Origin of the sequence: Nonomuraea sp. NPDC050202, assembly GCF_040656115.1 — a bacterium.
In the GTDB taxonomy this organism is placed as follows: domain Bacteria; phylum Actinomycetota; class Actinomycetes; order Streptosporangiales; family Streptosporangiaceae; genus Nonomuraea.
The window spans coordinates 194,959-207,399 of record NZ_JBFALF010000020.1 but is presented as its reverse complement, the minus strand read 5'-3'; the positions used below and the strand labels follow the sequence as shown (position 1 = coordinate 207,399).

The following is a 12,441-nucleotide window of genomic DNA, read 5'->3' as shown; positions in this document are numbered from 1 at the left end:
CGCATGCCCATGATCCCGGCCCCCGGCCCGTCCGCGGGTGGCGTGATCACCGAGCGGCTGGTGCGCGAGATTCGCGAGGAGGCGGAGCGGGCCCGCGCCACCCCCGCTCCCGAGCTGACCCTCGCCCTGTGGCGGCGCTTCGCCGACACCGGCGACCGGCTGGCCTATGAGCGCGCCTACTTCGATCGACGCCGTCGCCTGGCCGCCCTCGCCCTCGACGCCCATCTCGACACTCACCTCGACGCCCACCTGAACGCCCGCCTGGACGCCTGCTCTGACGCCCGCCCCGACGCCCGCCTGGACGCCCGCCCCGATCCGGCCCTGGACGGCCTGCTGTGGTCGGTGTGCGACGAGCGCACCTGGGTCCTGCCCGCCCACGAGCCGCACGACCGCCCGCTCGACACGTTCGTGGACCTGTTCGCCGCCGAGACCGCCCACACCGTGGCCGAGATCGTGGCCCTGCTGGCCGATCGCCTCGATCCCCGGGTCCGGGAGCGCGTGCGGGCGGAGGTGGACCGCAGGGTCCTGTACCCGCTGCGGCCAGGCGGGCCCCCGATGTGGTGGGAGTCGGCCCGGCACAACTGGGCGGCCGTCTGCGCGGGCGCCGCAGGGCTGGCCGCGCTCGCGCTGGACTCCTCCGGCCTGCCCGCGCTCGCGCTGGACTCCTCCGGCCTGCCCGCGCGCATCGTGGGCGCGCCCTCTCAGCCCGCATCCGCCCTTGACGCACTCCGCCCGCCCGCACACGCCAGGGACTCGCCCAGACTGACCGCGCGCGCCCTCGACGCGCCCCGCCTGCCCGCACTCCTGCCCCGCCTCAGGCGCGCGCTCGCGGCGTTCCTGTCGGGCGCGGGCGCGGACGGCGCCTGCCTGGAGGGCCCGGACTACTGGTCCTACGGCTTCGGCTACTTCGTCTACTTCGCCGAGGCGCTGCGCGAGCACACCGGCGAGGACCTCCTGGACGACCCGCACGTACGCGAGATGGCCGCCTACCCGGCCAGGATCGACCTCGGCGACGGCGCCAGACCGGCCTTCGCCGACTCGCACGGCCGCGGCGCCTACCCGTCCGGCCTCCTGTCCCGCCTGGCCGCCCGCCTCGGCGTCCCCGTGCCGGAGCCGGCGGTCCCGTCGTTCCACGACGACCCCTGCTACCGCTGGGCCCACCTGACCCGCACCCTGTGGTGGTCACAGGAAGCGTCCAGCACCGCGGCGGAGCCCTGCTCGTACCTGCCGGACGCCGCGATCGTCGTGGCCAGGGCGGCGGGCACGGCGTTCGCCGCCAAGGGCGGGCACAACGACGAGCCCCACAACCACCTCGACCTCGGCCACTTCGTGCTGCACGCGCACGGCCGGACGGTCCTGGACGACCTGGGCGCGCCGGAGTACACCCGTGACTACTTCCGCGAGGGCCGCTACCAGGTGCCCCAGGCCTCGGCAGAATGGCACTCGGTCCCGCTGATCGACGGCGCCGCCCAGCTCCCCGGCCGCGACCGCCGCGCCGAGGTGCTGGCGTACGCGGCGGCCGGTGGTTCCGTGACGTTCGCGCTGGACCTCACCGCCGCGTACGCCACCCCGCACCGCTTCACCCGCACCTTCCACTGGCGCCCCGGCACGCTGGAGGTCGTGGACGACTTCGACCTCGCCACCCCGGACGCGCTGGTGGAGGAGCTGTTCGTCTCGCGGGTCCGCCCGGTGGCGGGCCCCGGCGTGATCACGTGGGGCCCGGTCGCGCTGCGGGTACCGCCCGGCTGGCGGGCGGTGTCCGAGGAACGGCAGGTCCGCGGGCACGACGGCGCCGCGGAGACCGTCCACCGGGTACGGCTGGCGGCACGCGTCCCGCCGGGTGCGCACCGCTTCCTGTTCACGGTGAGGACTTGACCGCCCGCTCCGCGGAAGCCCCGGCGTGCCCGGCCTCCTGGCGGCGGCGGCCCGGCAGCGTCATGGTGACCGCCGCGGCCACCAGCGCGGCGGCGCAGCCGATGAGCATGCCCGTGCGGAAGCCGCCTTCGGACGGCAGCGGGTGCCCGCCGAAGTCGATGGTGAGCTGCGACAGGACGACGCCGATCACGGCGGCGGACACGGTGGTGCCGATGGAGCGCATCAGCGTGTTGAAGCTGTTGGCCGCGCCGGTCTCGGACAGCGGCACGGCGCTCATGATGAGGGCGGGCATCGAGCCGTAGGCGAAGCCGACGCCGATGCTGATGACGCAGGTGATGATCAGCATGCCCCAGGCGGAGCCCAGCAGAGGCATGGACAGGCCGTACCCGAGCGCCATCACGAGGCTGCCGACGATCAGCGTGACCTTGGGGCCGCGGGCGGCCGACAGGCGGGCCCCGACCGGCGAGATGATCATCATCATCAGGCCGGAGGGAGCCATCCACAGGCCCGCGGCCAGCATCGACTGGCCAAGGCCGTAGCCGGTGGCGGCCGGGAGCTGGAGGATCTGGATGACGATCAGCGACTGGGCGTACATCGAGAAGCCGACGACGATCGAGGCCACATTCGTCAGCAGCACCTGGGGCCGGGCGGTGACGCGCAGGTCCACCAGCGGGTCGCGGACCCGCAGCTCCCACCAGCCCCACGCGAGCAGCAGGACCACGGCGGCGCCGAGCAGCCCGAGCGTGATGCCGCCCGACCAGCCCCAGTCGGCCCCCTTGGAGACGCCGAGCAGCAGGCACACCAGGCCCGCGCCGAGGCCGAGCGCGCCGAGCAGGTCGATGCGCCCCCGCGCCCTGGCGGGCGTGACCGGCACCAGCAGCCAGATCAGCACCGCCACGACCAGGCCCAGCGCGGCCGAGCCCCAGAACAGCACCCGCCAGCTCGCGTACTCGGCGACCGCGGCGGACAGCGGCAGGCCGAGCGCGCCGCCGATCCCCATGGATGAGCTCATCAGCGCGATCGCGGGGCCCAGCCGGTGCGGCGGCAGCACGTCGCGCAGGGCGCTGATGCCCAGCGGGATCATGCCCATGCCCATGCCCTGCAGCCCCCGCCCGATGACCATCGGCGCCAGGGACCCGGCGAACGCGCAGACGACGCAGCCCACGACCAGCGGCACCGAGCAGACGAGCATCATGCGGCGCTTGCCGTACAGGTCGCCCAGCCGGCCCATCACCGGCGTCGTGACGGCTCCGGCCAGCAGCGTGACCGTGATCACCCAGGAGGCGTTGGAGGCCGTGGTGCCCAGCAGGGCCGGCAGCACGCCGATCAGGGGCACGACCAGGGTCTGGGACAGCGCGGCCACGATGCCCGCCACGGCCATGACGGTGACGATGCCGTTGGAGCGGGTGCCGGAACCACTCTCTTCCACGCGGATCCCCTCGAAACTCTCGACGTCGGAAGCGATGTGCACTCTACACATAGCGTGTTACATGCACATTTTGCGGGTTCGTGGCAGGTAGGCTGAGCCCGCATCGGATGGATAGAAGGACCTGCATGGACAAGCCCACGCACCTGATCGAGTACGAGACGATGCTGCTCGGCCAGCACCGCCACCTCGACCGCAGCGCGTACATCCTGCTCAGCCGCATCCGGATGGAGGGCATGATGTCCATCGGGCAGCTCAGCGAGGCGTTCGGCCTCGACGTGTCCACCCTCAACCGGCACACGTCCGCGCTGCTGCGCCGGGGCCTGGCCGAGCGCATCCCCGACCCGCAGGGCGGCATCGCCCGCAAGTTCCGCCTCACCGAGGAGGGCGAGCGTTACCTCGACTCCGAGCGCGCCAGGAACATCAACGGCCTGGAGAAGGTGCTGGCCGGCTGGACCGCCGACGAGGTCGCGGCGTTCGCCGCCTACCTCAGGCGTTTCAACACCGACATCGAACGCCTCCGCGGCCGCCCCTGGCCCCACCCGGAGCGCAAGGCCCAGCAGGGCAGCGGGGCGGGCGTGTAGGAGACGGGGCTCCGGGTAGCCGTGGACGGGTGAGTCACGAAGAGGAATTCGGCTTCGCCTTCGAGGAACGTTACCGCCCGCTGCTGGCCGTTCTCGGCGTCCGCCCGTCCACCTGCCGGCTGACGCTCACCGACGAGCTGCTGCGGGTGCGGTTCGGGCCGTGGCAGGTGCTGTCGCCGCGGCGCAACGTCACGGGCGCGGAGCCGTCCGGCCCGTTCTCGCCGCTGAAGGCGATCGGGGTGCACGTGTCGCTGTCCGACGGCGGGCTGACGTTCGGCAGCAGCACGACGCAGGGGGTCTGCATCTGCTTCCGCCGCTCGGTGTCCGGCAGCGAGCCCCTCGGCGTGCTCCGCCACCCCGCCCTGACGGTCACGGTCGAGGACCCCGCCCGCCTGATCGGCCTGCTCACCTCGGAGAGCCGGCCCGCCTATCCATGACGCCGCCAGCCCCTCCGGCCAGGTCTGATATGCGAACGGATATCGGCCGCGCGCCGATACCGCTATTAGACACGCCCTGATCACATCTGCTTGGCTCCTGATCTCCGACGGATCACCGAGCGAAGGACGATGTGACATGCGACACCTGCGCGCCGCCACCGTGCTGCCCGCGACCGCCCTGGCGATCTCCCTCCTGGGAGGCGGCACCCTGACGACGGGCACGGCCTCGGCCTCTGCCGGGGTGCCGGTGGTGGCCGTCTCCAGCGGGGCCCGGGTCAAGAAGGAGCTGCGGGCGCTGGAGGCCGCCTTCAAGGGGCGCATCGGGGCGTACGCCATCGACACCGCCACCGGCAAGACCCTGTCGTACCGGGCGGGGGAGCGCTTCCCCATGCTGTCCACGTTCAAGGCGCCCCTGTGCGCGGCCGTCCTGCACCAGGCGCGCACCCGGCAGCCCGGGCTGATGAGCAGGCACATCAGGTGGACGGCCGCCGACATGAAGCCCAACTCGCCGGTCACCGAGAAGCACGTCAAGGACGGCCTGACCGTCTCGGAGCTGTGCGTGGCGGCCGTCACCCAGAGCGACGGGACCGCGTCCAACCTGCTGATGAAGCTGATCGGCGGGCCCGCGGGGATGACGGCCTTCTTCCGCACGCTGAAGGACCCGCTCTCCCGCATGGACCGCTGGCACCCCGAGCTCAACGACTGGACGCCCAAGGACAAGCGCGACACCACCACGCCGGCGGCCATGGCCGGCAACCTGCGCGCGCTCGCGACCGGCACGGCGCTGCACGCCAAGGACCGGGAGCAGCTCGTCGCCTGGCTGCTCGCCGGCAAGGTCGGCGCGGAGCGCATCCCGGCCGGCCTGCCCAAGACCTGGACGGTCGCCCACAAGACCGGCACCAACTCCGACGGCTTCGGCGGCGGGAACGACATCGCCGTCATCTGGCCGGAGAAGGGCGGCGCCCCGATCATCATGGCCGTCTACACCAACCGGACCCCTGGCCTGCCCACCGACAACCAGACCATCGCCAGGACCGCGACCGTCCTGGCCAAGGGCCTCGGCAGGCTCTGACCACCGCTCCCTGCCCGGGGCCACCGGTTGGAGCGAGCCCGGCCCTCGGCATCGCCGCGTCAGGACGCCGGCACAGGCCGGGCATCCCACCAGTCGAGCACCCGCGTCCCGAACAGGGTCAGCCACTTGGACGGCTCGCCCGCCGGCACGTCCACCTCGAACCACACCTCACCGGGCAGCGTGCGGCCCTGCAGCCAGGTGCCGTCCGGCTGCCGGGCGGCACGGACGCGCTCGATGGCCGCGGCCATGCGCGGGTCGGGCGGCACGCCGTCGAACAGCGCCGCCCGGCGGAAGTAGTCGGCCGCGTTGAGCACGCTGTAGAACCAGCGGAACGGGTAGGCGAAGCGGTCCACCCACGGCGCGACCGGCTCGCCCGTGGACAGGCGGCGGAAGAGCCCGCGCCGCAGCAGGTACTCCTCGCCGCCGCGCCGGGCGGCTCGCGTCGCCTCCGTGCCTCCGGTGGCGACGTCGTAGGAGAGCAGGCCCTTGAGCGAGTTGAGCGTCGAGTGGAACGACGACCGCGTCGAGCCCTCGATCCACTCGCAGTTCCAGCCGCCGTCGGGCAGCCGGTGCTCGACGAGCCAATCGACGACGCCGGTGACGCCGGCGCCGAGCCACAGGCCGTTCTCCACCGTCCAGGCGTTGATGCAGCAGTCGACCTCGCCGCCCCAGTACGGCAGGTCGTCGTACTCCCAGCGGCAGTTCTTGTCGAGCAGTTCGGCCGTGCCGCGCAGGGCGGCGGCGTCGAGGCCCCACTCGCGCAGCGAGTTGAGCGTCCACGTCGTCGCCGTCCAGGGCTGCCTGTTGTCCTGCGCGCCGTCGATGGTCGCGAAGTCGAAGCCGGCGGGGAAGAACGCGCCGCCGGCCCACTGGCCGTCCGGGTCCTGCAGCGCGAGCAGGCGCGCGCCGAATCCCTCGGTCGCGATCCTCGCCCGCGTCGCCTCCCAGACCTCGGGCGGCTCGTGCAGCAGGTCCCGCTCGACCTGCCAGCGCAGCGCCGGATCGGAGTCACGCAACCACGGGATCAGGGCCTCGGTCATCATGCCGCGCAGTCTGGCACGGGACGCGGCCTTCCGGCAGGCCCTGCCCGCGCCGCCGGCTCACGACCGTCGCGCGGGCTCCTCCGGGGTGAGGAGCCTGGTCATGATGCGGTCGAGGGCGGCCAGGTCGCCGGGATCCAGGGCGAGCAGGGAGCGCGGCGGGCGGGCCAGGATGCGCTCGGCCTCCTCGGCGACGGCGGTCCCCGCCGGGGTGAGGGCGACGATCTTGCTGCGGCGGTCGCCGGGGGAGACGCTGCGGGTGACGTAACCGCGCTGCTCCAGGTCGTCCACCATCAGCGTGGTGTACGGCTTGTCGGTCGACAGCTCGGCGGTCAGCTCCCGCATCGTCATCGGCCCGGCCAGCAGGCGGCGCAGCGCCTTGACCCGGAAGAAGCTCATGCCGAGCGTCTCCGCGACCTCCTTGCGACGGTCCTCCTGGCGCAGGACGAGGTCGTACATGGCGGCCCAGACGCGGGCCACCGCCTCCTGGTCAGGGATGTCGCTCATGAGGTGTCGGCCGTTCTGTCGGGAGCGTGGGCGAGCCGTTCGGCGGTACGGGCGGCGCTGCGGCGGGCCCAGCCGGTCGTGGTCAGGATACCGAGCAGCATGATCGCCAGGCCGCAGCCGGTGATGATCCACCAGCCGATGTGGCTGGCCGCCGGGAACCCGGTGGCGAACGGGCCCGCGACCGCCGAGGTGACCAGCGCGCCGATGACCGCGACGCCCAGCGACTGGCCGATCTGGCGGCTGGTGGAGGCCACGGCCGCGGCCACCCCGGCCTGGGCGCGCGGCATGCCGGAGACGGCGGTGTTGGTGATCGGCGCGTTCACCATGCCGAAGCCCAGCCCGAACAGCACGTACGCGGCCATGAGGTGCCAGATCGGGGTGTCCGCGGAGAGTCCCGTCATGATCAGGCCGCTGGCCGTCATCGTGACCCCGGCCACGAGCAGCGGCACGCGGGGCCCGGCGTTGCCGACGATCCGGCCCGACAGGGGAGCGCAGATCACGGTCAGCCCGGCCATGGGCAGCGTGTAGAGCCCGGCGTGCAGGGCGGACAGGCCGAGCACGTCCTGAAGGTAGAGGGTGTTGACGAACAGGAAGCCGCCCAGCGCGGCGAAGGCGCACACGGCGATGACGGTGGCCCCGGTGAACGGCGCGCTGCGGAAGAAGCGCAGGTCGATCAGGGGCTCGGCACGCCGCAGCTCGTACGGCACCAGGCAGGCCAGCGCCAGCGCCGCGACCGCGAAGCAGCCCAGCGTCCGCGGTGACCCCCAGCCGGCCGCCGGCGCCTCGATGATGGCGTACGTCAGGGTGGCCAGCAGCACGATGACCAGCACCTGCCCGACCGGGTCCACCCGGCGCGGGCGCGGCGCGCGCGACTCCGGCACGAACAACGCGCACAGCACGAACGCGGCCACCCCCACCGGGATGTTGATCCAGAAGATCGCCTGCCAGCCGACCGACCCGACCAGCGCCCCGCCGACCAGCGGGCCGAGCGCCATGCTGACGCCGACCACGCCGCCCCACACGCCGATGGCCCGCGCCCGCTCGCGCGGCTCGGTGAAGGTGTTCGTGATGATCGACATGGCGACGGGGTTGAGCATGGAGCCGCCGACGGCCTGCAGCGCCCGCGCCGCGATCAGCCAGGGGAGGGTGGGGGCCAGCGAGCACATGACCGAGCCGAGCGTGAACAGCGTCAGGCCTGTCTGGAACGTGCGGCGGCGGCCGACCCGGTCGCCGGTGGAGCCGGCCAGCATGAGCAGGCTGGCCAGCACCACCGTGTAGGCGTCGATGACCCACTGCAGGCCGGAGACGGAGGCGTTCAGGTCGCGGCGGATGGCGGGCAGCGCGATGTTCACGATCGTGTTGTCCAGGCCGACGATGAACAGGCTCATGCAGCAGATGGCCAGGACGAGCATGCGCCGGCGGGGGCTGAGCGCGGGGGTGGCCGCGGCCGGTTCGGTCGCCCGGCTGGTTATAGGCATATAACGATTATATTCGCATAACTAATGATCTGTCCGACGGCATCCGGATCGGCAGGGCACCGGCGCCTGGTTAGGGTGGGGAACTGTGACAACCTTCGACGAGGCGGCGGCGCTCGGGCGTGCCGAGAGCGGGCTCGCGGTCATCGCCACGCTGCGCGCCGACGCGACGATCCAGACCTCCGTGGTGAATGTCGCCTTCATGCCGCATCCGCTGACAGGAGCGCAGGTCGCGGCGTTCGTGACGTACGGCAAGGTGAAGCTGGCCAACCTGCGGCAGCGCCCCCAGATCACCGTGACCGTACGGTCCGGATGGCAGTGGGCCGCCCTCGAGGGCGCCGCCGAGCTCGTCGGGCCGGACGACCCGCACCCGGCGATGGACGCCGAGCGGCTGCGGGTCATCCTTCGGGAGATCTTCACCGCCGCGGGCGGCACGCACGATGATTGGGACGCCTACGACCGGGTGATGCGCGAACAGCGCCGTACCGCGGTGTTCGTCACACCGGCACGGATTTACAGCAACGGTTAGCCCGGGCCCGGCGATCATGCCCGCGCTCGGGCGTCCCTCGGCGAGCCTCGCAGGGACTCCGGCGGGTTGGCGGCGATTCGGGGGCTACGTCTGGTCATCGTTCTCGATCATGTAGCCCACAGCGGGGTGGGGCCGTCGTCGTGGTGGCGTGCCGCCGCACTCCGGGCGGTACTCGAAGTGCCACCACTCGTTGTCGTACATGCGGTACAGGTGGTAGCGGGCGCCGTGTTCCTCCAGCCAGCGCGCGCCTTCGTGCGGGCGCACGTCCAGCGCGATGCCCTTGACGTGACAGGATTCCGCCGGCGGCAGGACGAGCATGCGGGCCGAGGCCGCGGAGCCGGAGCGGCGCACCTCCTCGTCGAACATCCGTTGCTGGACATGGGGATCGCGGTATCCCGAGGTGAGGCCGATGAGCTGGCCGTGACGCCAGAGCGCCTCGGTGCGCGCCGCGGTGAACGCCGCCATGGCTCCGTCGGTGAGACCGGTCAGATCCTCGGCGGGGAACCGCATCCGTAACGCCCAGCCGCAGGCCAGTTCAAGGGCGCGGCCGGGACGGCGGGCGAACGCCACAGGCAGCAGGAGCACGGCCAGCACCAGCGTGACCACGGCGAACAGCCGGTCCCGGGGCCGGGGTGGGATGGTGCGTGGTTCGTTCATGCCGAATACGATTGGCGCCGAATGTGCGCGCGTTGTCCGCCGCATGTCATGGTTTCTCGACGGCGGCCACCGTCGGCAAGACCGTGACACAACCATGACATGGCGCGGACGAGACGGGGACACGGCAGGCCGACAGTGGTCGGGGTGGAGACGGCGGGCAAGTTACGGAGCGGGCTGTGAAACGCGGCGTGTCGCGGGTGTTGCTGATCGAGGACGACCCGGCTGTGCGGGAGGGCCTGGAGCTGGCCCTGACCCGGCACGGGCACGGGGTGCGCGCGGTGGAGTCCGGCGAGCAGGGGCTGGACCGCATGCGTGCGGACCTTCCCGACGTCGTCGTGCTCGACCTGATGTTGCCCGGCATGGACGGGTTCGAGGTCTGCCGCCGCATCCGCGCCGCCGGTGAGACACCGATCATCATGCTGACCGCGCGCGGCGACGACATGGACGTGGTGGCCGGGCTGGAGGCGGGCGCCGACGACTACGTGGTCAAGCCGGTGCAGCCCAGGGTGCTCGAGGCACGCATCCGCGCGGTGCTCAGGCGGATCGGCCGGGACCAGGCGGAGCTGGAGCGGCACGGGGACCTGACCATCGACCGGGCCGGGCTGGTGGTCGCCAAGAGCGGCGTGCCGGTCAGCCTCGCCCCGACCGAGCTGCGCCTGCTGCTGGAGCTCTCCGGCACGCCGGGCCGGGTGCACAGCCGCCAGCAGCTGCTGGAGTCGGTGTGGGAGCACGGCTACTTCGGCGACTCGCGTCTCGTGGACGCGTGCGTGCAGCGGTTGCGCGCGAAGATCGAGGACGACTCGGCGGCGCCCGTCTACGTGCAGACGGTGCGTGGGTTCGGGTACCGGTTCGGGCCGGTGTGAGCCGCCGGTGACACCTCGGCCGAGCCTGGGGCTGCGTGCCCGGCTGTTGTTCGCGTTCGCACTGCTGTGTGTCGTCACCGCGGCGGCGGTCGCAGGCGGGATGTACGTCCAGGCCCGCAACGAGATCCTGCAGCGGACCCAGGACGCCGCGGTCCAGGCGATGAGAAGCCGCCTGGAGACGGTCTTCCCGTTGCGGAGTCCGGAGCCGGGCCCGGCCGAGCTCGGCGAGATCGCCGGCACGGTGACCGACCGGAACGTCTCCGCCATCGCCCTCTACTACGGGGAGCGCTCGCCGGACGGCTTCGATCCCGGGGCGATCTCACAGGGGCTGCGGCGGGTGGTGGCCGGCGGCGAGATCGCGTGGCAACGCATCACGTGGCAGGGCGTCCCCATCCTGATCATCGGCGCGCCGTTGCTGATCGTGGAGCCGGACCGGACGACGCGGCTGTCCGGCATCGAGGTCTACACCGCGCGCAGCCTGGATCCCGAGCAGCGCAGCATCGATCAGCTGGCCGCATGGGCCTGGCTCATCGGCCTGGCGGCCCTGGGGTTCGCGGTCGTCCTCGCGTCGCTGGCCACCCGTGGCGTGCTGCGCCCCGTGCGCGAGCTCGGCCGGGCGGCACGCCTGCTGGGTGAGGGTGAGATGCGGACCAGGATCGCGGTCCACGGCTCCGACGAGCTGGCCGATGTGGCACGCACGTTCAACGACACCGCCGCGAATCTGGAACGGCACGTCAAGCAGCTGCGCGCGATGGAGGCCGACGCCCGCCGGTTCGTCGCCGACGTCTCCCACGAGCTGCGCACCCCGCTGGCCGCGCTCGCCGCGGTCGCGGACGTCCTCGACGAGGAGGCGGCCGGGCTGCCCGAGCCCGCCGGCAGGGCCGCCAGGCTGGTCAGCCAGGAGACGCTCAACCTCACCGGGCTGGTGAACGACCTCATCGAGATCAGCAGGTTCGACTCCGGCGTGGCGGCCCTCGCGCTGAACGAGATCGACGTGGCCGAGCTGGTGCGCGCCACCCTGCGCGCCCGGGGCTGGTCGGAGTCGGTGCAGGCTGAGCTGCCGGCGGCGGTGACGGCCCGGCTGGATCCGCGCCGGGTGGACGTCATCCTCGCGAACCTGGTCGGCAACGCCCTGCGGCACGGCGAGCCACCGGTGTCGGTCCGGGTGTCCGCCGACCCGCAGTGGATCGCTCTCGAAGTCCGCGACCACGGGCCGGGGCTGGACGAAGCGGTGCTGCCGCACGTGTTCGACCGCTTCTACAAGGCCAGCGCCGCCAGGGCCAGGTCCGAGGGCAGCGGCCTCGGCCTCGCCATCGCGCGGGAGAACGCGCTCCTGCACCGAGGCGACCTCACCGTCACCAACGCCCCGGACGGCGGCGCCGTCTTCACGCTGCGCCTGCCACGCTGGGCACCCGATCCGGACGGGGGCGCCGCGTGAGGGCCTGGCTCGCCCGCCGCGTGCTCGCCGCGGGCCTCGTCCCGCTCGTCGCCGTGGCCGGCTGCGGCGTGCGACCCAGCGACGTCATACCCGCCGGCGACCCGCCGAGCGGAGCCGTCGCACCCACCTGGGCGACCCGCCTCTACCTGGTGCAGAACGGCCGGCTCAGCCAGGTGCAGCGGCCCGGCCCCCCGCTGTCCCCGGCGGACACGCTCACGCTGCTGGCAGCCGGGCCCTCCTCGAGGGAACGCAAACGCGGACTCACCACCGAGGTCCCGCCCGAAGCCGGCCCGTTCTCGGTGACCGTCGAGCCGGCCGGTCACGTGAGGGTGACGCTGTCCACTCCGGTGAGCGCGCTGTCCGCACTGGCCATCGACCAGATCGTGTGCACGGCCGCCGCCACGGCGCCGCAGGGCCCCGAGCAGGTCATCGTCGTCGGCGGCGGGCAGAGCGCCGGCCCCAGGGACTGCCCGCGGGGCGCCCCTGGCGACCCGGATCGCCGCGGTCCCGGTGACATCGGGTGAGGCACGCGGCCCGG

Annotated in this window: 13 protein-coding genes; 8 read left to right on the top strand and 5 right to left on the bottom strand. The window is 72.9% G+C overall.

Going from position 1 to position 12,441, the window contains the following annotated elements; genetic code table 11:
• Positions 1 to 3: 3 nt before the first annotated feature.
• Positions 4 to 1,875: a heparinase II/III family protein gene (locus tag AB0I79_RS39595; protein ID WP_357884784.1), complete on the top strand. Its 1,872-nt coding sequence runs from the start codon at positions 4 to 6 to the stop codon at positions 1,873 to 1,875.
• Here the strand turns inward: AB0I79_RS39595 and AB0I79_RS39590 are convergent.
• Complete coding sequence (locus AB0I79_RS39590) at positions 1,859 to 3,304, bottom strand: MFS transporter (RefSeq protein WP_357884782.1); 1,446 nt, start codon at positions 3,302 to 3,304, stop codon at positions 1,859 to 1,861. The genes AB0I79_RS39595 and AB0I79_RS39590 overlap by 17 nt on opposite strands.
• Before the next feature lie 125 nt (positions 3,305 to 3,429).
• Here AB0I79_RS39590 and AB0I79_RS39585 point away from each other — a divergent pair, with 125 nt between their 5' ends.
• The 3 genes from AB0I79_RS39585 (at position 3,430) to bla (ending at position 5,394) form a co-directional block, all read left to right on the top strand.
• Entirely contained in the window at positions 3,430 to 3,885 is a 456-nt protein-coding gene (locus AB0I79_RS39585) for a MarR family transcriptional regulator (protein ID WP_357884780.1), read from the top strand.
• Between the two features lie 29 nt (positions 3,886 to 3,914).
• Positions 3,915 to 4,322 carry a hypothetical protein gene (locus tag AB0I79_RS39580; RefSeq protein WP_357884778.1) on the top strand — a complete coding sequence of 136 codons (408 nt, stop codon included), beginning with the start codon at positions 3,915 to 3,917 and terminating at the stop codon, positions 4,320 to 4,322.
• 136 nt (positions 4,323 to 4,458) lie between these two features.
• Positions 4,459 to 5,394, top strand: a complete 936-nt coding sequence (gene bla / locus AB0I79_RS39575) for a class A beta-lactamase (RefSeq protein ID WP_357884776.1) — start codon at positions 4,459 to 4,461, stop codon at positions 5,392 to 5,394.
• Positions 5,395 to 5,453: 59 nt separating this feature from the next.
• Here bla and AB0I79_RS39570 read toward each other — a convergent pair whose 3' ends face one another.
• From AB0I79_RS39570 to AB0I79_RS39560, 3 genes are read right to left on the bottom strand one after another with little or no spacing between them, the layout of a single operon-like run.
• On the bottom strand, positions 5,454 to 6,437 hold the full coding sequence (locus AB0I79_RS39570) for a squalene cyclase (protein WP_357884774.1): 984 nt from the start codon (positions 6,435 to 6,437) through the stop codon (positions 5,454 to 5,456).
• 57 nt (positions 6,438 to 6,494) lie between these two features.
• The gene (locus AB0I79_RS39565) at positions 6,495 to 6,941 is read right to left on the bottom strand and encodes a MarR family transcriptional regulator (RefSeq protein ID WP_357884772.1); all 447 of its coding nucleotides are present in this window, start codon (positions 6,939 to 6,941) and stop codon (positions 6,495 to 6,497) included.
• Complete coding sequence (locus AB0I79_RS39560; RefSeq protein WP_357884770.1) at positions 6,938 to 8,419, bottom strand: MFS transporter; 1,482 nt, start codon at positions 8,417 to 8,419, stop codon at positions 6,938 to 6,940. Before AB0I79_RS39560 ends, AB0I79_RS39565 begins: the two co-directional genes overlap by 4 nt.
• Positions 8,420 to 8,504: 85 nt before the next feature.
• On the opposite strand from AB0I79_RS39560, the gene AB0I79_RS39555 reads away from it, so the two are divergent.
• Complete coding sequence (locus AB0I79_RS39555) at positions 8,505 to 8,945, top strand: TIGR03618 family F420-dependent PPOX class oxidoreductase (protein WP_357884768.1); 441 nt, start codon at positions 8,505 to 8,507, stop codon at positions 8,943 to 8,945.
• 84 nt (positions 8,946 to 9,029) lie between these two features.
• Here AB0I79_RS39555 and vanY-N read toward each other — a convergent pair whose 3' ends face one another.
• A complete protein-coding gene (gene vanY-N / locus AB0I79_RS39550) occupies positions 9,030 to 9,602 on the bottom strand; it encodes a D,D-peptidase/D,D-carboxypeptidase VanY-N (RefSeq protein WP_357884766.1) in 573 nt (190 codons plus the stop codon).
• A 188-nt stretch (positions 9,603 to 9,790) separates the two neighbouring features.
• Between vanY-N and AB0I79_RS39545 the strand changes: the two genes are divergently transcribed.
• The 3 genes from AB0I79_RS39545 to AB0I79_RS39535 are packed head-to-tail and all read left to right on the top strand — an operon-like array spanning position 9,791 to position 12,427.
• Positions 9,791 to 10,465 carry a response regulator transcription factor gene (locus tag AB0I79_RS39545; protein WP_357884823.1) on the top strand — a complete coding sequence of 225 codons (675 nt, stop codon included), beginning with the start codon at positions 9,791 to 9,793 and terminating at the stop codon, positions 10,463 to 10,465.
• 7 nt (positions 10,466 to 10,472) lie between these two features.
• A complete protein-coding gene (locus AB0I79_RS39540) occupies positions 10,473 to 11,903 on the top strand; it encodes a HAMP domain-containing sensor histidine kinase (protein ID WP_357884764.1) in 1,431 nt (476 codons plus the stop codon).
• Complete coding sequence (locus AB0I79_RS39535) at positions 11,900 to 12,427, top strand: GerMN domain-containing protein (RefSeq protein WP_357884762.1); 528 nt, start codon at positions 11,900 to 11,902, stop codon at positions 12,425 to 12,427. The genes AB0I79_RS39540 and AB0I79_RS39535 overlap by 4 nt, the downstream gene beginning before the upstream one ends.
• The last annotated feature ends 14 nt before the right edge of the window (positions 12,428 to 12,441 follow it).